Source organism: Flavobacterium poyangense, from assembly GCF_011751075.1.
Classification (GTDB): domain Bacteria; phylum Bacteroidota; class Bacteroidia; order Flavobacteriales; family Flavobacteriaceae; genus Flavobacterium; species Flavobacterium poyangense.
In genome coordinates this window covers 41,215-62,372 of sequence record NZ_JAALLN010000025.1, presented here as the reverse complement: position 1 = coordinate 62,372, position 21,158 = coordinate 41,215, and the positions used below count along the sequence as shown (strand labels likewise).

Annotated in this window: 21 protein-coding genes; 13 read left to right on the top strand and 8 right to left on the bottom strand. The window is 34.8% G+C overall.

Going from position 1 to position 21,158, the window contains the following annotated elements:
- Positions 1–140: 140 nt before the first annotated feature.
- The 5 genes from G3A47_RS21565 to hpt all read right to left on the bottom strand — a co-directional run bounded on the left by G3A47_RS21565 (position 141) and on the right by hpt (position 6,238).
- Positions 141–2,285 carry a S46 family peptidase gene (locus G3A47_RS21565; RefSeq protein ID WP_166926218.1) on the bottom strand — a complete coding sequence of 715 codons (2,145 nt, stop codon included), beginning with the start codon at positions 2,283–2,285 and terminating at the stop codon, positions 141–143.
- A 174-nt stretch (positions 2,286–2,459) separates the two neighbouring features.
- On the bottom strand, positions 2,460–3,461 hold the full coding sequence (obgE, locus tag G3A47_RS21560; RefSeq protein WP_166926216.1) for a GTPase ObgE: 1,002 nt from the start codon (positions 3,459–3,461) through the stop codon (positions 2,460–2,462).
- Positions 3,462–3,570: 109 nt separating this feature from the next.
- Positions 3,571–4,845: a hemolysin family protein gene (locus G3A47_RS21555; protein WP_166926214.1), complete on the bottom strand. Its 1,275-nt coding sequence runs from the start codon at positions 4,843–4,845 to the stop codon at positions 3,571–3,573.
- Between the two features lie 210 nt (positions 4,846–5,055).
- The gene (locus tag G3A47_RS21550; RefSeq protein ID WP_166926212.1) at positions 5,056–5,628 is read right to left on the bottom strand and encodes an adenylate kinase; all 573 of its coding nucleotides are present in this window, start codon (positions 5,626–5,628) and stop codon (positions 5,056–5,058) included.
- Positions 5,629–5,707: 79 nt separating this feature from the next.
- Complete coding sequence (hpt, locus tag G3A47_RS21545; RefSeq protein ID WP_166926210.1) at positions 5,708–6,238, bottom strand: hypoxanthine phosphoribosyltransferase; 531 nt, start codon at positions 6,236–6,238, stop codon at positions 5,708–5,710.
- A 692-nt stretch (positions 6,239–6,930) separates the two neighbouring features.
- On the opposite strand from hpt, the gene G3A47_RS21540 reads away from it, so the two are divergent.
- From G3A47_RS21540 to G3A47_RS21510, 7 genes are all read left to right on the top strand, one after another.
- The gene (locus G3A47_RS21540) at positions 6,931–7,482 is read left to right on the top strand and encodes a hypothetical protein (RefSeq protein WP_166926208.1); all 552 of its coding nucleotides are present in this window, start codon (positions 6,931–6,933) and stop codon (positions 7,480–7,482) included.
- 54 nt (positions 7,483–7,536) lie between these two features.
- Positions 7,537–8,691 carry a 5-(carboxyamino)imidazole ribonucleotide synthase gene (locus G3A47_RS21535; protein WP_166926206.1) on the top strand — a complete coding sequence of 385 codons (1,155 nt, stop codon included), beginning with the start codon at positions 7,537–7,539 and terminating at the stop codon, positions 8,689–8,691.
- A gap of 350 nt (positions 8,692–9,041) precedes the next feature.
- On the top strand, positions 9,042–9,524 hold the full coding sequence (gene purE, locus G3A47_RS21530) for a 5-(carboxyamino)imidazole ribonucleotide mutase (RefSeq protein WP_166926204.1): 483 nt from the start codon (positions 9,042–9,044) through the stop codon (positions 9,522–9,524).
- A gap of 408 nt (positions 9,525–9,932) precedes the next feature.
- Positions 9,933–10,160, top strand: a complete 228-nt coding sequence (locus tag G3A47_RS21525) for a hypothetical protein (protein WP_166926202.1) — start codon at positions 9,933–9,935, stop codon at positions 10,158–10,160.
- Positions 10,160–10,447 (top strand): type II toxin-antitoxin system RelE/ParE family toxin, encoded by a 288-nt coding sequence (locus G3A47_RS21520; RefSeq protein WP_166926200.1) that lies wholly within the window; start codon positions 10,160–10,162, stop codon positions 10,445–10,447. The genes G3A47_RS21525 and G3A47_RS21520 overlap by 1 nt, the downstream gene beginning before the upstream one ends.
- 108 nt (positions 10,448–10,555) lie before the next feature.
- Positions 10,556–12,583: a M3 family metallopeptidase gene (locus G3A47_RS21515; RefSeq protein WP_166926198.1), complete on the top strand. Its 2,028-nt coding sequence runs from the start codon at positions 10,556–10,558 to the stop codon at positions 12,581–12,583.
- A gap of 68 nt (positions 12,584–12,651) precedes the next feature.
- Positions 12,652–13,311 carry a SanA/YdcF family protein gene (locus tag G3A47_RS21510; protein WP_166926196.1) on the top strand — a complete coding sequence of 220 codons (660 nt, stop codon included), beginning with the start codon at positions 12,652–12,654 and terminating at the stop codon, positions 13,309–13,311.
- 369 nt (positions 13,312–13,680) lie between these two features.
- On the opposite strand, the gene G3A47_RS21505 is transcribed toward G3A47_RS21510, so the two are convergent.
- The gene (locus tag G3A47_RS21505; RefSeq protein ID WP_166926195.1) at positions 13,681–15,486 is read right to left on the bottom strand and encodes a hypothetical protein; all 1,806 of its coding nucleotides are present in this window, start codon (positions 15,484–15,486) and stop codon (positions 13,681–13,683) included.
- Positions 15,487–15,768: 282 nt separating this feature from the next.
- A complete protein-coding gene (locus tag G3A47_RS21500; RefSeq protein ID WP_166926193.1) occupies positions 15,769–16,188 on the bottom strand; it encodes a DUF1842 domain-containing protein in 420 nt (139 codons plus the stop codon).
- 755 nt (positions 16,189–16,943) lie between these two features.
- Here G3A47_RS21500 and G3A47_RS21495 point away from each other — a divergent pair.
- The 6 genes from G3A47_RS21495 to G3A47_RS21470 all read left to right on the top strand — a co-directional run bounded on the left by G3A47_RS21495 (position 16,944) and on the right by G3A47_RS21470 (position 20,538).
- On the top strand, positions 16,944–17,447 hold the full coding sequence (locus G3A47_RS21495; RefSeq protein WP_166926191.1) for a GbsR/MarR family transcriptional regulator: 504 nt from the start codon (positions 16,944–16,946) through the stop codon (positions 17,445–17,447).
- Between the two features lie 91 nt (positions 17,448–17,538).
- Positions 17,539–17,886: a hypothetical protein gene (locus tag G3A47_RS21490; protein ID WP_166926182.1), complete on the top strand. Its 348-nt coding sequence runs from the start codon at positions 17,539–17,541 to the stop codon at positions 17,884–17,886.
- Between the two features lie 19 nt (positions 17,887–17,905).
- Positions 17,906–18,289, top strand: a complete 384-nt coding sequence (locus tag G3A47_RS21485) for a hypothetical protein (protein ID WP_166926180.1) — start codon at positions 17,906–17,908, stop codon at positions 18,287–18,289.
- A 58-nt stretch (positions 18,290–18,347) separates the two neighbouring features.
- A complete protein-coding gene (locus G3A47_RS21480; protein WP_166926178.1) occupies positions 18,348–19,169 on the top strand; it encodes a thiol-disulfide oxidoreductase DCC family protein in 822 nt (273 codons plus the stop codon).
- Positions 19,169–20,083, top strand: a complete 915-nt coding sequence (locus tag G3A47_RS21475) for a TIGR01777 family oxidoreductase (RefSeq protein ID WP_166926176.1) — start codon at positions 19,169–19,171, stop codon at positions 20,081–20,083. The genes G3A47_RS21480 and G3A47_RS21475 overlap by 1 nt, the downstream gene beginning before the upstream one ends.
- Entirely contained in the window at positions 20,080–20,538 is a 459-nt protein-coding gene (locus G3A47_RS21470; protein ID WP_166926174.1) for an SRPBCC family protein, read from the top strand. The genes G3A47_RS21475 and G3A47_RS21470 overlap by 4 nt, the downstream gene beginning before the upstream one ends.
- 112 nt (positions 20,539–20,650) lie before the next feature.
- On the opposite strand, the gene G3A47_RS21465 is transcribed toward G3A47_RS21470, so the two are convergent.
- Complete coding sequence (locus G3A47_RS21465) at positions 20,651–21,064, bottom strand: DUF1842 domain-containing protein (RefSeq protein ID WP_166926172.1); 414 nt, start codon at positions 21,062–21,064, stop codon at positions 20,651–20,653.
- Between the last annotated feature and the right edge of the window lie 94 nt (positions 21,065–21,158).

The following is a 21,158-nucleotide window of genomic DNA, read 5'->3' as shown; positions in this document are numbered from 1 at the left end:
GCATTACTTTTTTTAGAACTTTCCTTTCTGTTGACATAATTAATTGGATTGTAGTCAACCTTTTTCAGGACAAGACAATAAAATAAAAAACCCGACAGGTTTTGAAACTTGTCGGGTTTAGTTTTATAAAAAAAAACAAATTATTTTATAATTGTCATTTCATCAATAATATTTTTTGCACCTGCATATTTATCAATAATCCAAAGTACATAACGAATATCTACGTTAATCGTTCTTTGTAATTTAGAATCAAAGATAACATCTCCGGCCATTGCTTCAATATTACCGTCAAAAGCAACACCAATTAATTCTCCTTTTCCGTTAAGAACCGGTGAACCTGAATTTCCTCCTGTGATATCATTATCTGTTAGGAAATTCACTGGCATGTATCCTGCTTTATCAGCATATTGCCCGTAATCCTTGGTTTTGTTTAATTCTAACAATCTTGCCGGTAAATCAAATTCCTGATCTCCTGCTTTATACTTTTTAACCATACTTTCCATGGTTGTATAATTGTTGATTTTAGCATCGTTGCGTTTGTCTTCCGGCAAAGCACGAACTTTTCCGTAAGTCAATCTCAAAGTTGAATTGGCATCAGGATATTGAATTGCGTTAAGCTTAGACTCTCTTAAACCTTCAACCAATTTTCGGTAAGCAATTGCAAAAGCCTCTTCTGATTTTATTTGATCATCTGATTTAGCACGGTATTTTGTCAATAAATCAGTAGAGATAATATACAACGGATCGTGTACAATTGCTAATGGTTTCGGATCAGCCATAAATGCCAGTACTTTCTCTTTAGAAGTAAAGTAACTTACTTCTGTTGCCTTTGCAACATCTGCAGTAAAGTCACCATTATTCAAAGCTTTCATTTTTGCAATCTGCGGTGCTAAACCATACTCAGCTCCTTTCGCAGCATATAAGTTTAATTGCGCAGTCAATACATCTTTTTCAAGTGGAGCATAGAATTCCTCATAAATACTTTCAATCATCGCCTTAATCTTAGGCAACATCTCCGCTTTTTTAGCATCGTTTTCATTGTAGTAAGCAATTAATGCATTTCCTAAGGTAGCAGGTCCGTTTGCATAACTTGCAGTACGCATAAGTTGCGTTAAGTAATTATCATGAGTCGATTTTACATTCGTTGATCTGTAATACTCATTAATAGTTGGAATTACATTCTCGTACTTTTCTTTATTAGCCGGTTTAGTTGCCCATTCGTAGAACTTATCTTCCTGTTCTTCTTTAGCAGCTGCAGTTCCGGCTTTAGTCAAAGCATCAATCATACCCTGACGGTTTTTCCAGTAATTGGCTGTAGAAGCGTATTTAGAAGCATACTGTAAACGAACAGTGGCATCTTTATCCATATACTTTTTCATTTGGTCCATTCCGGTTTTAGCACCTTCAACCCAAGCAGGATAAGCATATTTCACGTTTTGCTCAATTCCGCCTGCAGGCATCCAACGGTTTGTTCTTCCCGGATAACCCAAAATCATAGCGAAATCATTTTCTTTAACTCCTTTAAGACTTATCGGTAAATAATGTTTAGGTTGTAAAGGCACATTATCTTTAGAATAAGCTGCAGGATTTCCGTTTTTATCTGCGTAAACTCTAAACATAGAGAAATCTCCGGTTTGACGTGGCCATTCCCAGTTGTCTGTATCTCCACCAAATTTACCAACACTTTCAGGAGGCGTACCCACTAAACGTACATCGGTGTAATCCTGGTAAACAAAATAGTAATATTCATTTCCTTGAAAGAACGAGCGAACAGAAACTGTGTATTTTCCTCCCTCATTGTTTTCTTTTTCGATCAAAGCAATTTCTTGCTGAATAATTTTGTTTCTTTCCGTTTCTGTCATAGTATCATTTACCTTAGACAAAATTCTTTTCGAAACATCATCCATACGAACGAAGAAACGCACGTACAATGATTTTGGTTTCATCTCAGCACTTTTTTCTTTTGCCCAAAAACCATCTTTTAAATAATTTTTTTCTGCAGACGAAAGTTCTGCAATAGCATTATAACCACAGTGGTGATTGGTCAAAACCAAACCGCTTTTAGAAACCATTTCAGCTGTACAACCTCCATTAAATTGTACAACAGCATCTTTCAAACTATGGTGATTAATACTGTAAATCTCTTCGGCTGTTAATTGCAAGCCCATTTTTTCCATATCTCTATGGTTCAATCTTTCGATAAACATCAAAAACCACATTCCTTCATCAGCTCTTACAGGAAAAGCCATTAGGCACATGGTTAAGAATAAAATTATTTTTTTCATGTCAATTTGTTTAAGAAATGCGAATATAGCTCATTTTCGCAATTATCTACCTGTACCGGTTCTTAAAACTGCGTATCATCGAGTATTATTAACGCTTTTTTACGAAATTAACAGTATCAAAAACAAAAAAGGCGTTCTGTTTCCAGAACACCTTTTAAATAGTGTAGTATTTTTTTACTCGTTCAACATCTTCCAAAGTTTATCTTTCAGATCCGTTAAGCCTTGTTGTGCCACAGAAGAAATAAACATATAAGGAACATCCTTGAAAGCAGCATCTAATTCTGTTTTTAACTCAGCCTTAAGTTCATCATCCAGCATATCGCATTTCGAAATAACTAAAAGACGCTCTTTGTCCAACATCTCAGGATTGTATTTGGTTAATTCGTTTACCAAAATATCATATTCTGCTTTAATGTCCGGTGTATCAACAGGAACTAAAAATAGTAAAGTTGAATTACGTTCGATATGACGCAGGAAATAATGCCCTAATCCTTTACCCTCAGCAGCTCCTTCAATAATTCCGGGAATATCGGCAATTACAAAAGATTGAAAATCTCTGTATGCTACAATTCCTAAATTTGGTTTCAAGGTTGTAAACGGATAATCTGCGATTTTTGGTTTTGCAGAAGTCAGTACAGATAACAGAGTCGATTTTCCTGCATTAGGAAACCCAACTAAACCTACATCTGCCAAAACTTTAAGTTCCAGAATAACATCCATTTCTACTCCCGGTAAACCCGGTTGCGCATATCTTGGAGTCTGATTTGTTGAACTTCTGAAATGCCAGTTTCCTAAACCACCTTTTCCACCTTTAGAAAGGATTCTTTTCTCTCCGTCCTCAGTGATTTCAAACAGCGTTTCTCCCGTTTCTTTATCCTTTACAACAGTTCCTAAAGGTACTTCGATAAATTTATCCTCTCCGTCGGCACCGGTACTGCGGTCTCCTCCTCCATCACCACCATGACCTGCTTTTACGTGTCGCGCGAACTTTAGGTGAAACAATGTCCAAAGACCTTTGTTACCCACTAAATAAACGTGCCCGCCTCGACCTCCGTCACCACCGTCCGGACCTCCTTTTTCAATAAATTTCTCTCTATGTAAATGTGTAGATCCTTTTCCTCCTTTTCCGGACGAAACATATATCTTAACATAATCTACAAAATTTCCCTCTGTCATTTTCTTTTTGTTTATGTATAGTTTAAAGTTTAAAGTTTCAGGTTTTCAAGATGGCATAACACACTTAACTTGAAACCTGAAACAAAATAAAACCTGAAACAAATTCTCTTTACTCTTTTAGCGGTTTTACCAGCACTTTATCAATCTTTACTCCATCCATATCGATGACTTCTAAAACAAATTTTTGCCAGATCAGCTTCTCTCCTTCTTTTGGGATATGAGAAAGCTCCGTCATAATCATCCCGCTCACGGTATTTACCTCGTAATCGTTTGTCAATTCGTCCAACTCAAAATAAGTTAAGAAATCGTGTAAGGAATAATGTCCATCTACCATCCATGAACCGTCTTCTCTTTCTACAAGCTGGAATTCATCTTTATAAAAGTCGGAAGCATCACCAACTAAGGCTTCTAATATATCATTTAAGGTAATTATACCCTGAAAAACACCATATTCATCTGAAACCAACGCATAATGAATTCCTGTTTTTTTGAAATTCTCTAATGCCTTGTATGCTGTTGTCTGCTCCATTAAATAAGGAGCATCGATCATAATTGCCGCTAAATCGAAATGATCACTTTCGATATTGGCAAATATATTTTTCAACGTTACGATCCCGACAATATCATCGTAATTTTCGCTATATACCGGATAAACCGTGTGCAAATCCTGCAAAACCAGCTCTTTTATTTTCGCTTTATCTGCATTCAAGGGCAACATGTCTACCGATTTACGGTGTGTCATTAAAGAATTTACCTTTCGGTCACCAATATGAAAAACACGCTCCACGATATCTTGCTCAATTTCCTGAACTTCTCCGCCTTCGGTTCCTTCTTTAATAATGGCTTTAATTTCTTCTTCTGTAACCTTGCCGTCTGCTGTTGGTTTAATTTGCAAAACATTCAGTAAAAAATCTGTCGATGATGTAAGCAACCAAATAAAGGGTGCCGTGATAATCGAGATTACTTTCATAGGCATTGCAACCATTTTTGCAATAGATTCAGGGTAATTCAACCCAATACGTTTTGGTAGTAATTCCCCTAAAACCAAAGAGAAAAAAGTCAAAACTACTACTACAATACCAACTGCAACCGAATGGGCATAAGGTTTTAAAACTCCAAATCCACTTACAAATATTTCAACATCCATAGTGATTTTATCTCCCGAATAAATACCTGTCAAAATTCCGATTAAGGTAATTCCAATTTGAACGGTTGATAAAAATTTATTTGGAGAATTGGCCAGATCCAGTGCTGTTTTGGCACTTTTATTCCCTTTTTTTGCTGCGGTCTCCAATCTGTTTTTCCTCGCCGAAATTAATGCAATCTCAGACATAGAGAAAACTCCATTTAATAGAATTAGAAAAAATATTATTAGTATTTCCAATTTGTAGTTAATTCGTTATTTAATAGTCGTTATACTATAATTTATAGTCCAATTGTGTTATCATCCGGAAGTCATCAAAAGCTTAATGCTAAAAAAAACTAATTTTTCCTCCCAAAAAACAGCGACCTGAAGAGGCTTATTTTATGGTATGGAAAAATAGTTTTTTATATCCCAAAACCCTCGGGATGCAACGACAGCCGGAAAAAGTTTCTACAAATTATCTATAACTGACGTTAATCGTTCTGTAATTTCTTCAATAGTTCCAATACCATTTACAGCATGGAACTTATTCTGTGTTTTATAATATCCAATCAATGGAGCAGTTTTTTCATTGTACTCCTGATATCTCACGCGGATTTTCTCCTCGTCCTGATCATCAGCTCTTCCGCTTGTTTTTCCTCTTTCTAACAAACGAGCTACCAAAATTTCATCATCCGCTTCTAATGCGATTGTTGCTGTTACGCTTGAATTAATGGTTGGCAAGAATTTATCTAAAGCCTCAGCCTGATCTAAAGTTCTTGGATAACCGTCGAATAAAAATCCTGCAGTATCCGGATGTTTTTTCACTTCGTCAATTAACATTGCAGTTGTCACTTCGCAAGGTACCAACTCTCCATTATCCATAAAAACTCTTGCTTTTTTACCTAAATCTGTATCGTTTTTTAAATTAAAACGAAAAATATCTCCGGTTGAAAGATGTGTTAATTTGTATTTTTCTTTTAAAAATTCTGCCTGAGTTCCTTTTCCCGCTCCAGGCTTTCCAAATAAAACAATGTTAATCATAATAAGTGTGAGTGTTGCTTGACTTCTTACTATTAAAGAAGTTTAAAATGAATATATAGTTGTGTGTTTGTTTTAAAATTTATTCTGCTACTTTATATACTTCAGGCAGATTTCTTCCTAATCCGTCGTAGTCTAAACCATAACCAACAATGAATTTATTTGGAATTCTGATTCCAACATAATCAATCTTAATGTCTTTTTTATATGCTTCAGGTTTAAAAAACAAAGTTGCAATCTTAAAATGTTTTACGTTTTGCGCTTTAAACATTGTCTTTAACTCCTCAATTGTGTTTCCCGTATCAACAATATCTTCAATAAGAACCACACTCCTGCCGGACAAATTCTGATTAATTCCTATTATTTCTTTAACCGTATTTGTTGATTCTGTTCCTTCATATGAAGCCATTTTGATAAATGAAACCTCACATGGGCTTTTATATTTTTTCAGAAAATCGGCGACAACCATAAATGCACCATTCAAAACTCCAATAAAAATTGGCGTTTCATCTCCAAAATCATCTTCTACTTGTGCAACTATTTTCGTTAAAGCAAAATCAATTTCATTTGCCGAAATAAACGGAACAAATTGTTTATCGTGAAGTTGTATCATTATTTTTATATTTAAAATAATGCGCAAAGATACAGAATTACAACCAAAGGTCAGTATCAAAATACACACTGAGTTATTTTTTTTCAGATTGTTTGTGATCGCTTGACAATTAGTTTAAGTTGCTAGTTATGAGTTTTGAGTTGTGGGTTGCGAAATGTAAGTCTGAAATTTGATACTTTTTGTTTTACAGCTTCATTTTCAGTTTCTAAGTAAGATATTAAATCAATGAAATAGAAAACAGTATTATTTTTTACTTTCGCAAGCATTCTATTCATTAAAGTTTGGTTGTTATAAAAAACGTGGAATTTCTCAGACTCCCCTTTCACATTTCACATTTCACATTTCACATTTTACATTTTACATTTTACATTTTACAACCAGCAACTTGAGTTAATTACAAATTTTTAGTTTAAAATATTTCGATTCCGATTAAACATTTATACTTCGAAACCTTAAACCAAATCAAAAACCAAAACAATCCATAAAAGACCAAAATACCAAATTCAAAAAAAACCGAGCTTCCACCTCATCGTTAACAAATAACAAGCAAAAAAAATGCTTCTTTTGTTCCATTAAATAATACACTAAACGATACTGTTTCACCTTTATGATGACTGATAAATATTCCTACAAATCTTATTCGTATTCACACTAAATTACCTATTTTAGTTGCGTATTTAAAACCCAAACCAATGTCCTCTGAACTCCAATCAAAACTTGATTATTTAAAAGCTTACCGGGAAAACCGACTTAAAATTGCACAGGAAGTTTTAGAAAATAAGGATCAATTCAAAGAATTAATTTCTATCTCCTTTTCTCCACTTGACAAAAACAACCATAAAGCGTGCTGGATATTAGAATTTGTCTCTTACGAAGAACTGATCTGGCTTCAACCTCATCTTGATTTTTTCTGCTCCAATCTTAAAATTTTAAAAGACGAAAGCGCGATTCGTCCGATTGCAAAAATCGTTCAGCTTTTGGTAAAATCACATTACAAAAAAAACGAAAACAGCCTTTTACTTTCCGAAGAAAATCTTCAACATTGTATCGAAGCTTCTTTTGACTGGCTCATAAACGACACCAAAGTAGCCGCAAAAGCGTACTCCATCAGAACTTTATACATCTTAGGAAATCATTACGACTGGATTCATCCCGAGCTGCAAATCATTCTAAACAAGGATTATGCGGATCATTCGGCCGCATACAAAGCCGTTGCCAGAGAAGTTTTAACGAAACTAAAATAGCGTTTTCCTATTCGATCATTATAAAGTATCTTTGCGGTTCACAAACACACAACAATGAATTATTTTTCTTCTGATTTTAAATTAGGAATTTTAGGTGGTGGACAATTGGGCAAGATGCTGTTATTTGACACCCGAAAATTTGACATACAAACTTATGTATTAGATCCGAGTGATGAAGCTCCAAGCAAAATTGCCTGCAATCACTTTTTTAAAGGCGATTTAATGGATTATGAAACGGTTTACAATTTTGGAAAACAGGTTGACGTTTTGACTTTCGAAATTGAATTAGTCAATCTGGAAGCTTTAACACAATTAGAAAATGAAGGCCTAAAAGTGTATCCTTCTCCAAAAACGTTAAAAGGAATCCAAAACAAAGGAACTCAAAAAGATTTTTACGCTGCCAATAACATTCCGACTGCTCCTTATAAAAGATTCAATACATTGAATGATTTGCAGGAAGAAGTACAAAACAACAAAATCGATTTGCCTTTTGTCTGGAAATGTACCGAATTTGGATATGATGGAAATGGCGTAAAAGTGATTCGCAAAAGCACCGATCTGGAATCTTTACCCAATGTAGAATGTATTGCAGAAACGATGATTCCGTTCAAAAATGAATTGGCTGTTATTGTTTGTCGCAATCCATCGGGTCAGATCAAAACCTATCCGGTTGTTGAAATGGAATTTCACCCCGAAGCCAATCAGGTAGAATATGTAATCTGTCCTGCCCGTATCGATGAAAAAGTTGCTGCAAAAGCCAGAGCAATTGCTTTGAATGTTTCAGAAAAATTCAATCACGTTGGACTTTTAGCAGTAGAAATGTTTCAAACTAATGATGATGAAATCCTGGTAAATGAAGTCGCACCGCGTCCGCACAATTCGGGTCATTATTCTATTGAAGCAAGTTACACTTCACAATTCGAAAATCATTTGCGTGCAATTTTAGATCTTCCGTTGGGAGATACAGAAAGTAAAGTTGCCGGAGTGATGGTCAACTTAGTAGGTGCCGAAGGATTTTCAGGAGATGTTGTATACCAAAATATCGAAACCATTTTAGGATGGAATGGTGTTACGCCACATATTTACGGTAAAAAACAAACCCGTCCGTTCAGAAAAATGGGGCACGTAACGATTGTCAATGAAGACATGACAGAAGCCAGACGAATTGCTGAGGATGTTAAGAATACTATTAAGGTAATTAGTTTATAATAACCAAAAATCAAAATTTTCAAGATTACAAATCTCATCAAAAAGATAAAATGGATTTTTTAGATTTCTTAAATAACCTCAGCAATGTAACTAATAATTCAAATTTAATTAAAGTTAACTTTGAGAGATTTACGGATAAAAATGAATATTTAGGAGAACGAATTAAAAGCTTTATCGCATTCACAACTATAATAATTTGTCTTATTATTTTGGTTTTCGGAATTGCATTTCTGATTTATAGTTCAAGTATATTTAAACAAAAATAGGTCAATTTTCAATCACAATGAAAACCTGAAACTTGAAACCTGAAACCTGAAACAAAACACCACACAACAAAAAAACAAAAAAACATGAGCAAAGTAGCCATCATAATGGGAAGCATTTCAGACATGCCGGTCATGCAGGATGCCATCGACATACTAAAACAATTTAATATAGCAGTAGAAGTTGATATTGTTTCGGCACACAGAACGCCGGAGAAATTATTTGATTTCAGTAAAAATGCACACACACGAGGTATTTCGGTGATTATTGCCGGAGCCGGTGGTGCCGCACATTTACCGGGAATGGTTGCTTCAATGTCTCCATTACCTGTAATTGGGGTTCCCGTAAAATCAAGCAATTCTATAGACGGTTGGGATAGTGTATTGTCTATTCTTCAAATGCCGGGTGGTGTTCCTGTAGCAACAGTAGCATTAAACGGTGCAAAAAATGCCGGAATTTTGGCTGCACAAATCATCGGAAGCCATGATAAAACAGTTCTTGAAACGATTATTTCATACAAAGAAGAACTAAAAGCTGCGGTTAATAAGGCTGCTGAAGGTTTAAAATAATACTTAAAACCCATTGGGTGTCCTATTTTCTAACACATAGAAACATAGTTTTCAAAACGGGAAAAGGCGTTTCACTTATTTAAGTTATCATAGTTTGACTATGTGAAAGGAATGAGTTTCTTTTTTTATACTCTTTTTCATAAGTAAAACCTATGTATCTATGTGTTAAATATAATTTTTACGACCCGAGCGAAGCGAATTGACGAAGTAATTGCACCCTACGGATTATTTAAATTTCTACACCAATACCTGCAGGGTTTCCAAAACCTTGTAGGTATTTTAGTTAGTATAAAAAATCCGACTAACAATTGAGACAGAGATTTAAACGTATATCAATTTAGCAAGCAATCAGATTTAAAATACTTTAAAAACTTAAAAGAAAAACTTAACTTTGATAAAAAAGCTGTAATGAATATCCAAACCTCTAAAATAGAATTAGCAAAAATTGTTCTAGACATAGACAATCCCGATTTGATTCAGGAAATAGCTGATTTTATTCAATCGAAAGAAGGTTTATCTGAAGAACAAAAAAGCAAAATCAATGAAGCTATTTATTCTTTAGAAAACAAAGAAGGAATCCGACATGATGTTGTAATGGAAGAAACCAAAAACCGTTATTCAAAATACTTTAAATAATGGATGTAATTTGGGCTCCGCAAGCTAAAAAAGATTTTTGGAACAACATCGATTATCTCGAAACAGAATGGTCTGAAAAAAGTGCTTTACACTTTATCAAAAAAGTAAATATAACAATTGCCCTTCTGAAAAATGGTAATGTTTTATTTCTAAAGACCAACTACAAAAGTGTTTTCAAAATTGTCATTACAAAACACATTTCACTTTATTACCGAATAGAACACAAAACGATCCAATTACTGCGCTTTTGGAACAATTTTCAAGATTTAGAAAAATTCAAACTGTAATTTTGAATCCTAAATCGGCAAGGCTTTTAAACCCTGCAATGCTATAAAAATTAAACTTAAACAGACTTGTAAGATTTTATAAACTCTTGCAGAATAAAAAACAATACGATGAGTATCTTAACACAATATTTCAGCACTAAACACAATACAGCACCCTTTTCGCAAATCAAAATCGAAGATTATCTTCCTGCTTTTCAGGAAGGAATTGCTTTGGCTAAAGCCGAAATTGATGCGATCGTCAACAATCCGGAAACGCCAACTTTCGAGAACACCATTCTTCCTCTCGAATATTCGGGTGATACACTGGATCGTATTTCGAATATTTTCTTCAATTTGAATTCGGCGGAAACGAATGATGAAATGCAAAAAATAGCTCAGGAAGTTTCACTTCTATTATCAGAATTCGGGAACGATATTACGCTAAACGCAGCTTTATTTTCTAAAGTAAAAACCGTTTACGACCAAAAAGAAAGCCTTAATCTAAATCCGGAACAAACTACGCTTTTAGACAAACAATACAAAAGTTTCTCCAGAAACGGAGCCAACTTAGCAGAAGATAAAAAAGAACAACTACGCGAAATCGACAAAGAACTATCCAGACTAAGTTTACAATTTGGCGAAAATGTTCTGGCAGAAACCAATGCTTTCGAATTGCATTTAACAAATGAAAGCGACTTAGCCGGATTACCGGAAGGAACTATCGAAGCAGCCCGATTACTTGCTAAAAGTCAGGAAAAAAAAGGCTGGATTTTTACTTTAGACCACCCAAGTTATCTCCCGTTTTTAACGTATGCCGACAATCGCGAATTGCGTAAAAAAATGGCTATTGCCTTTGGTGCCAAAGCATTTCAGGGTAATGAATACGACAATCAGGAAAATGTTTTAAAAATAGCTAAATTACGTTTCGAAAGAGCCAATTTGTTAGGTTATAAAACACACGCTCATTTTGTACTGGAAGAAAGAATGGCAGAAAGTCCTGAGAAAGTATTTACTTTCCTGAATGATTTACTGGCTAAAGCAAAACCTGCCGCTCAAAAAGAGTTTGCAGAATTAACGGCTTTTGCAAAAGATCTGGACGGAATTGAAGAACTTGAAAAATGGGATAGCGCTTATTACTCTGAGAAATTAAAACAACAGCTTTTTAACTTAGATGACGAAAAACTAAAACCTTATTTTCAATTAGAAAAAGTATTAAACGGAGCTTTCACTGTTGCCAAAAAACTATATGGATTAACCTTTACGGAGGTTTTTGATATTGACAAATACCATGACGAAGTTACAACCTACGAAGTAACCGATGCTCAAAACAATTTGGTTTCGATTTTCTATGCCGATTTTTTCCCGAGAAAAGGAAAACGCAACGGTGCCTGGATGACTTCATTCAAATCACAATATATAAAAGACAGCGTAAACGAAAGACCACATATTTCTAATGTTTGCAATTTTACAAAACCTACAGAAACCAAACCTTCCTTACTAACTTTTAATGAAGTAACGACTTTATTCCACGAATTTGGTCATGGCTTACACGGTATGTTGGCCAACACCACTTACCCGAGTTTGTCCGGGACTTCTGTTTTTTGGGATTTTGTAGAGCTGCCAAGTCAGATTATGGAGAACTGGTGTTACGAATCGGAAGCTTTAGCTTTGTTTGCAAATCACTATGAAACAAATGAAATCATTCCGATTGAGTATGTACAGAAAATAAAAGAAAGCGCCAGTTTTCAGGAAGGATTAGCCACTTTACGTCAATTGAGTTTTGGCTTACTTGATATGGCATGGCACGGACAAGATCCGACTGGGATTACGGATCTAAAAGCTTTCGAAACCAAACAATTTGCCAATACTAAATTGTATCCTGATGTAAAAGAAAATGCAATGAGTACCGCATTTTCGCATATTTTCCAAGGGGGTTATTCTTCCGGATATTACAGCTACAAATGGGCGGAAGTATTAGATGCAGATGCTTTTGAATATTTCCGTGAAGAAGGAATCTTCAATACTGAAGTGGCTACAAAATTTAAAGACAATGTACTTTCTAAAGGAGGGACAGAACATCCGATGCTTTTATACAAACGTTTTAGAGGACAAGAACCTAAACCTGAGGCTTTATTGAAACGTGCAGGATTGCTTTAAAAAAGTTTTCTGTTTTTGGTCGCAGTTTGTTGCTGCGACCGAAATTTTAACCTTAAAAACAATTGTTCTTGAAAAAGTATTTTAAAATATTCCTTGGTCTTTCGATCATAGGTTTGCTTGCGATTATTTCTGTTAATTACTATATAAAATCAACTACGGAACCACTTATTTACCACTCGTTAAATAAACTTCCCAAAAACAATGTCGGAATTATTTTTGGTGCCGGGATAATGGGAGACCAACCCAGTAAATACTTAAAAGACAGACTTGATGCCGGAATCTTATTGTACAAAACAAAAAAGATTAATAAAATTTTGCTTTCCGGCGACAACGGGCGTGACGAATATGACGAATTAACCGTAATGAAAAAGTACTGTTACAAACATGGTGTCGACACCACTAAAATTTTTGTCGATTACGCCGGTTTTGATACTTATTCGACGATGTACCGAGCGAAGCATATTTTTAAAGTTGAAAACGCCACTTTACTATCACAGGAATATCATTTAAACCGAGCCATTTATTTAGGAGATAAATTAGGGGTAAAAGCAATCGGTTTCTCTGCAAACAACGGAGGCTATCATGGTTATAATTATGTTAGATTGAGAGAATGTCTCTCTATAACCAAATCCTTTTTTGATGTTCTCAGAGACAGAAAACCTCGTTTTTTAGGAGGTCCTATTCCTATTAATGGTGAATCTAATTATTCTAAAGAAGATAAAAGATAACAAAAAAACCGATGTCAGTGACTTCGGTTTTTTTGTTATTACTATTTAACTCAGGCTGCTAATTGTGAAATGTAAAATGTGAAAAGTAATACGTTTTGTTTAATTGTTAATACTTACTTTCTACGAACATATAGTTGTTTCGGATCACTGAAATACAGTAACTCATCTAAATGCTATTGCTTCGTCTGGAGACAAGAAAAATCCATCAATTAAATCATACGCCTTTTCGGACTAGCACGTCACATTTTACATCTTACATCTTACATTTCACATCTCACATTTTACATTTTACATTTTACATTTTACATTTTACATTTTACATTTTACAACTAGCAACTTAAGACATTTAGACTAATGTGCTTTCTTCATTTACCGAATAGTTTTCTTCGTATTTCCCGGTGGCAATGATATAAGTTCACCAAAAACATGGCTTAAATCTTTTGGCTCCAAACCATTATTTTTATTATGACAGGAAAAACAAGAAACTGCAGTACTCTCTGTTGAAGCTGTTGACGAAGGCTGAACATAAGTTTCCATTGTACTATTAGACAATTGTCCGGTACCGATTGCATCTCCATTAGGAATCGAGTCATTCGTTTCTCCATATGGGAACACATTCCCATTTGGAGCTGTACCACCAAAAGTCCAGGTTGCTCCTATTAACAGATAGTTTTTTCTAATATCATTCCCTACCAGCATACCGCGAACAGCATTATTTATTGAGATTATCTCACTGTTAGAATCTGCCGGTGTTTTATCTTCTTGATTAGGAACGGTGTTGGAAGCAACTCCCCAAGCCATAATTCTCCTTGCAGTAGGACTATTTACTGACGGGTCTTTAATCAGAATTGTATCTCCGCTAACGGTCATATTCTGAATATTTTGTGCTCCCGTTGTATCATTGGCGTTGGCATTAAAAAGCCATCCTGTACCCGTATCGGCACTAACCTGTTTTATGTTATTCTGATTATCTCTATACGAATAAGCATCATTAGGCGCATTTTTATCATGTTCAAAAGTAGCCCAGATCATTTCAGGATGCCCTGCTACACTCCCGACAACATGTATTCCTACCAGTGCCAGTGTGGTTTTCTTTTGTCCTTTTTCTACCCATGCGTTTGGATTGGATTTATCATAAGTAGGGATTATCGCTTTTATCTTCACATAAGTGTCCGCATTGGGTAAATCTTTCACTTCTACCCATGATGTTTTTAATTCCATTGCCAACGCATTCGGATCAGGGGGTGCTGTCCAACCTTGTGTTTTTGCGTATGCCAAAATACTGTCTCTGGCCGCGGCTGTTGTAGGAAATTGATTTCCGTTTAATTTGCCCTCATTTACTCCGGTTAAAAAATAAGCATATACATCATTAACCATGGTTATGTAATATACTAATGATTTATTTTCCCCCATTAAGGCTCCGTGCGAACCAGCCTGTCCCTCTTGTGACTGTACTTCGTTTCCTTTAGAATCCAAAAAAATCGATTTACGACCTACTTTAAATTCCTGCACAACATCTGCCGGATTGATTTTGCTGTCAATAACCGGTTTTGGACTCTTAATCACTTTACCTTTTAGATCAACAAAAGAATGAATTCCGGAAGCATTGGTTAAGATACGACCTACTTGTATCAATTTATTACCGTCAGTTTTAACCTTTTCATCTTTTTTTGCAGCTTCGATCTCAAACCTTCTCCCTTTCTTGTCAATTAAAATAGGCAATCGGTTTGGCCCGCTTTGATTAATATTACTTACAGCAGTAAGTATTTTATTTGATTTATGTTGCGTCAAAGTACGTTTGCCTAAAGAATCGGGCGGAGAAACATTATAAAAAACCGAAGATTCTAAAACAGTACCTTTCTTACCAAGCGCTCCCGTCGTAGGAGACATTAGCCATAAAACCATTTGTTCAGACCATTTATAAAAATCGCAATTGTTATTATGAGGAAATGTAACACTGTTTGCCGGTGTAACCAGTCCGTTTTCGGTTGCGGTGCCCGAAGCAAACCAGGAGTTAAACTCAGCCTCAGATACCGTACAGGTTTCTTTTACGTCCTGTGGCAAATACTCATAATCATTAGAACCCAAAAGATCCTTCTTTTTATCACATCCTAAAAACAGGATTACTATTACCATAAACGATACAGTAATAATCTTTGCAGTTGTTTTTTTCATTTTTTCGCAGTTTTGATTTGGTTTATTCAGGGATAAAATTTCATACTTTAACAGACCTGCAGCAACTCCAAACTTCAAAATCAGAATCATTTGCAGTTCATCATTCTAATCAATTCAACTTAAAAAAATATAATAACCCATTGGGCTTAATTATTTTCCAACACATAGAAACATAGTTCCGAGATAGAAAAAAGGCGCTTCATTTATTTAAAACTTCAATTGTCAGCCTGAGTGAAGTCAAAGACCTCATTATTGGATAACAAGATTATATCGTAGTCATTTTTAGTTTACACCAAATTCCTCTTTCAGGCTTTCTGCCAGAGCAACCGGTTCATTTTCGATTTGGTGATTGTGGCAAGAGAAACCTCCTGTACCTTCCCAACAATTATCGATAGCGAAATAGGCATCAAAATCAGCCAGAAAAGAACCGTTTTCCGATTTCGGCAAAGACGGTCTGTACTGTCCTTGCAGACTAACTACTTTTGTAAATTGTCCTAATCGAGTAACATTAATTTTTCCTTTAACCTGAATTGCTATATCATTTTCCGGATCATTTTCGGTTTGTTTCAATATAACGGTACCTGTCACAACATTTTTCTTAGGCATAACCAACAAACTAAACGCAGCAATGGGAGCGCCCGGCATTGCAACATTTCCAATAGTTCCTTTTGCTAAATAATCTTCTGTTACTAAATTTTCCATTATACTTTGATTTATGTTTTTGGCTTATTTAACTCATTGGGTGCATTTTTTTTTTAACACATAGAGACATAGATTTGAAAATGATAAAAGGCGTTTCACTTATTTAAATTATCATAGTTTAACTATGTGAGAGAAATGAATTTCTTTTTTGCACTCCTTTTTTATATGTAAAATCTATGTTTCTATGTGTTAAGTATATTTTTATGAATTGTACCCAACTGGTTTACTTGATTAGAACTTTTCAGAATTGAGCTGTTTTTGTTTGAATGGATGCTGCTCTCTTTATTGAAAAGTAATCCGGTATAAAAATGGAGCGCAATTCTGTACTCCATCTCCTAATTTCACTATCAAAGCTATAACAGCCCTACCGCTTGGAGTAAAAAAATGTTATGAGAGCGCTTTTTTTTGTCATGAAAAAGATAAAAAATGCGGCAAGACTCATTTTCTATGTCATGAAAGCATTATTATTAAAGAAGAGATAAATAGTATACAAAGGGATTAAAGGAAAAAATCCTTTAAATCAGTGAAATCTGTAGCTCCCTTTTTTACCACAGATTAAAAGAATTAAAATGATTATTTCTTAGTCTGAATTTGGTTGTTGAAAGGCAATGTGGGTAGATCAATAATCGGGTTCCGGTTCATTGAGAAGCTTAAAATACAGTTACGAGACCACTCTAAAAGGCCAGATTATTTTATTTTCAAATTATCTTTCAATTATTATTGAAAGTTTAAAAACTTTTACTTACATTTGAACTATGGAATTCAAAGAAGCAAAAAATAAATTCGTACAGACCTGGGGAGCTTTAGGCTCTCAATGGGGCATCAATAAAACCATGGCACAGATTCATGCTTTACTGATGGTTTCTAACGAGCCTGTTTCTATGGAGGACATTATGGAGGAATTGCAGATTTCCCGCGGAAATGCAAGCATGAATCTAAGAAGCTTAATGGATTGGGGAATTGTATACAAAGAATACAAAGCCGGAGAAAGAAGAGAATTCTTTACTGCGGAAAAGGATCTGGACGAATTGGCCGTAAAAATTGCAAGGGAAAGAAGTAAAAGAGAAATTAAACCCGCTCTTAAAATTCTAAAAGAAGTTTCCTCGATCGAAGTAAAAGATACCGCTGAAGAAAAACACTTTATTGATCAAACCAATAAATTGTATGACTTTGTGCTAAAAGCAGACAATATGCTCGATAAAATAACGGAGTTTAACGAAAACTGGCTGGGACGTCTGGTTTTAAAAATCATGAAATAAAAAATTTTAATCAAAACTTTCATTTTTTTCTGAAAGTTTAAAATAGTCAATAATTACAAAAACACCATTATTAACTCTAACTAAACAGACCATGAATCTCAACATTATTGGGTATATCTTCTACCTCAGCATTACGATTTTCATCATTATCAGAGTTGGAAAAATCTGCTATACCAATGGAAACATTTATGTCGAAGAACTGATTCCGAATCACATCGAAATTTGTCAAAAAACAAATCAGGTTTTATTACTGGCTTATTATCTGCTCAATATTGGTTATTGTGCTATGACCTTAATTTCATGGCAGAAAATTGCCTCCTTACCACAGCTTATCGAAACTATCGGAATAAAAACGGCGATCATCATTTTTATCATTTCGATTCTACATTATCTGAATATTATACTTATTACCAAATACATTCAAAAATTAATTAAATAACATATTAAATTTAACTATCATGGAGACTACAAAAATCTTAATCGGCTACAGTATTTATTTACCAATTGCATTGTTCCTTACCTATTATGTTTCTAAAACACTTTTTAAAAACGGGAAGATTTTTATGCTTGATATTTTTAAAGGAAGAGAAGATATCGCTCAGGCTACCAACAAACTTTTTGAAACCGGTTTTTATTTACTAAATATAGGATTCGCCTTAATGATCTTAAAACTACAGTTAGACACAGACAGTTATCAGGAATTAATCGAAAACCTGAGCTATAAAATTGGCGGATTCTCTATATACTTAGGTATTATGTTGTTCTTCAATTTATACTTTTTCTTTAGAGGAAAAAGAAAAGCAAAAGAAACAAGAGAAGAACGATTAGTCTTTAAAGCTTAAATTTAGTCACAAACCTAACAGGTTCTAAAAACCTGTTAGGTTAAATATCGGATACCTTATGAAAACGCTACAAAACCAAACACTACTTTATGATGAAGACTGTCCGTTGTGTCAGGTTTACACTACAGGTTTTATAAAAGCAAAAATGCTGGACGAAAACGGTCGCAAATCTTATAGTCAGTTGAGCGAAAACGAACAAAATTTTGTAGATGTAAACCGTGCGTCAAATGAGATCGCATTAATTGACAACAAAAATCAAACGGTTCTTTACGGAATTGACAGTTTGCTAAAAGTCATTGGATATTCTTTTCCTGCAATTGAAAAAATCGGAAACCTAAAACCACTAAATTTCTTTTTAAAAAAACTGTATTCTTTTGTCTCTTACAATCGAAAAGTCATTATTCCGAACAAAGTAAATAAGGAAGCGAAATTACAATGTGTTCCAAATTTTAACTATAAGTACCGTTTTCTGTTTATTGGTTTTGCTACTGCGGTAACCACAATCGTATTATATTATTATGCTACACTTATTCCGGGTTTACCAAACGCAAGTATCACAAGAGAATTGGTCATTGCTTTGGGGCAAATCTTTTTCCAGTCTTTGTTTCTTTTGAAATCTGACAGAAAAACAATCCTCAATTATAGCGGTAATTTAATGACCGTTTCTTTAATGGGCTCCTTATTACTACTTCCAATGTTGGCACTGCAGGCTGTTGTACCTATTCCGACAAATGTGACTTTGATTTGGTTTGCTATTACTGCTTTTCTTATGTTTATGGAACATTACAGAAGGACTAGAATTCTTGAATTACCAGCCTATTTATGCCTTACTTGGGTTATTTACAGGCTAATTGTTTTACTACTAATTTTTAATTTTTAATGATCCGAAATAAACTAATCATCGCAGCAGGAACCGGCTTTTTAGGTCAGAGTTTGTTAAATCACTTTAAAAACAGATTCGGAGAAATCGTAATCTTGACAAGGGGAAAATCAAAAACCAGTAACGGAGTTAAATATGTCAATTGGAATGCTAAGACATTTTCAGGTTGGGAAAAAGAACTGGAAAATACAGCCGTTCTGATCAACCTTGCCGGAAAATCTGTTGACTGCCGCTATACCAAAGAAAACAAAAAAGAGATTTTACTGTCCCGAATTGAAAGCACCAAGATTCTAAACAAAGCAGTCTTAAATTGTACCAATCCACCTAAACACTGGCTGAATTCCTCTACTTCAACTATTTATCGCTTCTCTTTAGATAAAGAAATGGATGAAGTTAATGGCGAAATTGGCAATGATTTCTCTATGAATGTGGCACAATCCTGGGAAAAAGCTTTTTTCAAAACCGAAACTCCAAATACCCTAAAAACTGCCTTGAGAACTTCTATCGTTTTAGGAAAAAACGGTGGTGCCTTAATGCCCTTAAAGACTTTAGCTAAATTGGGTTTTGGCGGAAAACAAGGAAACGGAAACCAATTGGTAAGCTGGATTCACGAAACAGATTTTGCCAAAGCAATAGATTTTATAATTGATAAAGAAATAACCGGAGTCCTGAATATTGTTTCTCCAAAACCCGTTCCTAATAAAAATTTCATGTCTGAATTACGAAAAGCAGTTCACGCTCCGTTTGGGATTCCAATAAACGAATCGCTTTTAAAATTTGGAGCCCTGCTTATTCGAACAGAACCCGAATTGGTTCTGAAAAGCAGAAATGTGATTCCGAAACGATTGCTCGAAAATGGCTTTCAATTTGAATTTGACACCCTAGAAAAAGCATTAAAAAATCTACTAAAATGACAACAATAAACTTAGTCACTAAAATAAACGCCCCAAAACAAATTGTTTTTGATACCGCAAGAGATATAGATTTACACCAAAAATCAACAGCCACTTCCGGCGAAAAAGCAATTGCAGGTGTTACATCCGGTTTAATTAATTACAATGAAACAGTAACCTGGCGCGGAAAACATTTCGGATTTTATCTGACTCATAAAAGCCGAATTACCAAAATGGATCTTTATGATTATTTTCTCGACGAAATGGAAGAAGGAAAATTTAAATCGTTCCGACACCAACATTTTTTTGAAGAACAAAATGGGGTTACAATTATGAAAGACCATTTGCAATATGAAACACCCTACGGAATTTTTGGAGAATTGTTTGATATTATATGCCTCGAAAAACATCTGACCAATTTTCTTCTCGCAAGAAATAAAATCTTAAAAGAGACCGCAGAAAACAGCCACCATTAAAAAAGACCGTCTGGATAGAACGGTCTTTTTACATCAAAACTTTATAAGGTTTGGAATTCATATGCTTATTCATATTAGTCCCGAATGGAATCATTGGGCGTAAATTTTATATTTACGCCAACTCTTCCTTTAAGTTTTTAATTGCTTTAACAGGTACATTTTCGATATGGTGTTTCCAATAAGAGAAACCTCCGGTTCCGTTCCACGTTTTATCGATCGCAAGATGCGCGTTAAACTGAGCCGGGAAAGCACCAATTGCCGGAGGAGGGAAAGACTGAATGTATTCTCCTTCTAAACTAACGACTTGTGTATACTGCCCGAGTCCCGTGCCGTATATTTTTCCTTTTACCTGAACAACAATATGGCTGTCCGGCCCATTTACTGCTTGAGTAATGACAACAGTACCTGACACTGAATTTTGTGATGGTACAACTACTAAACTAAATGTAGCAATTGGAGCTCCCGGAGTTCCAACATTTCCGATTGTGCCTTTTGCTAAATAAGCACCGGCTAATAAATCTGACATAACTTTTCAATTTAATTTTTTCTTACTCGTAAGGCTTTTCAGAACCGCCTCGTTTTTTAAAGTGGGTTCTGCTCCACTGGTCTAATTTGTTGTT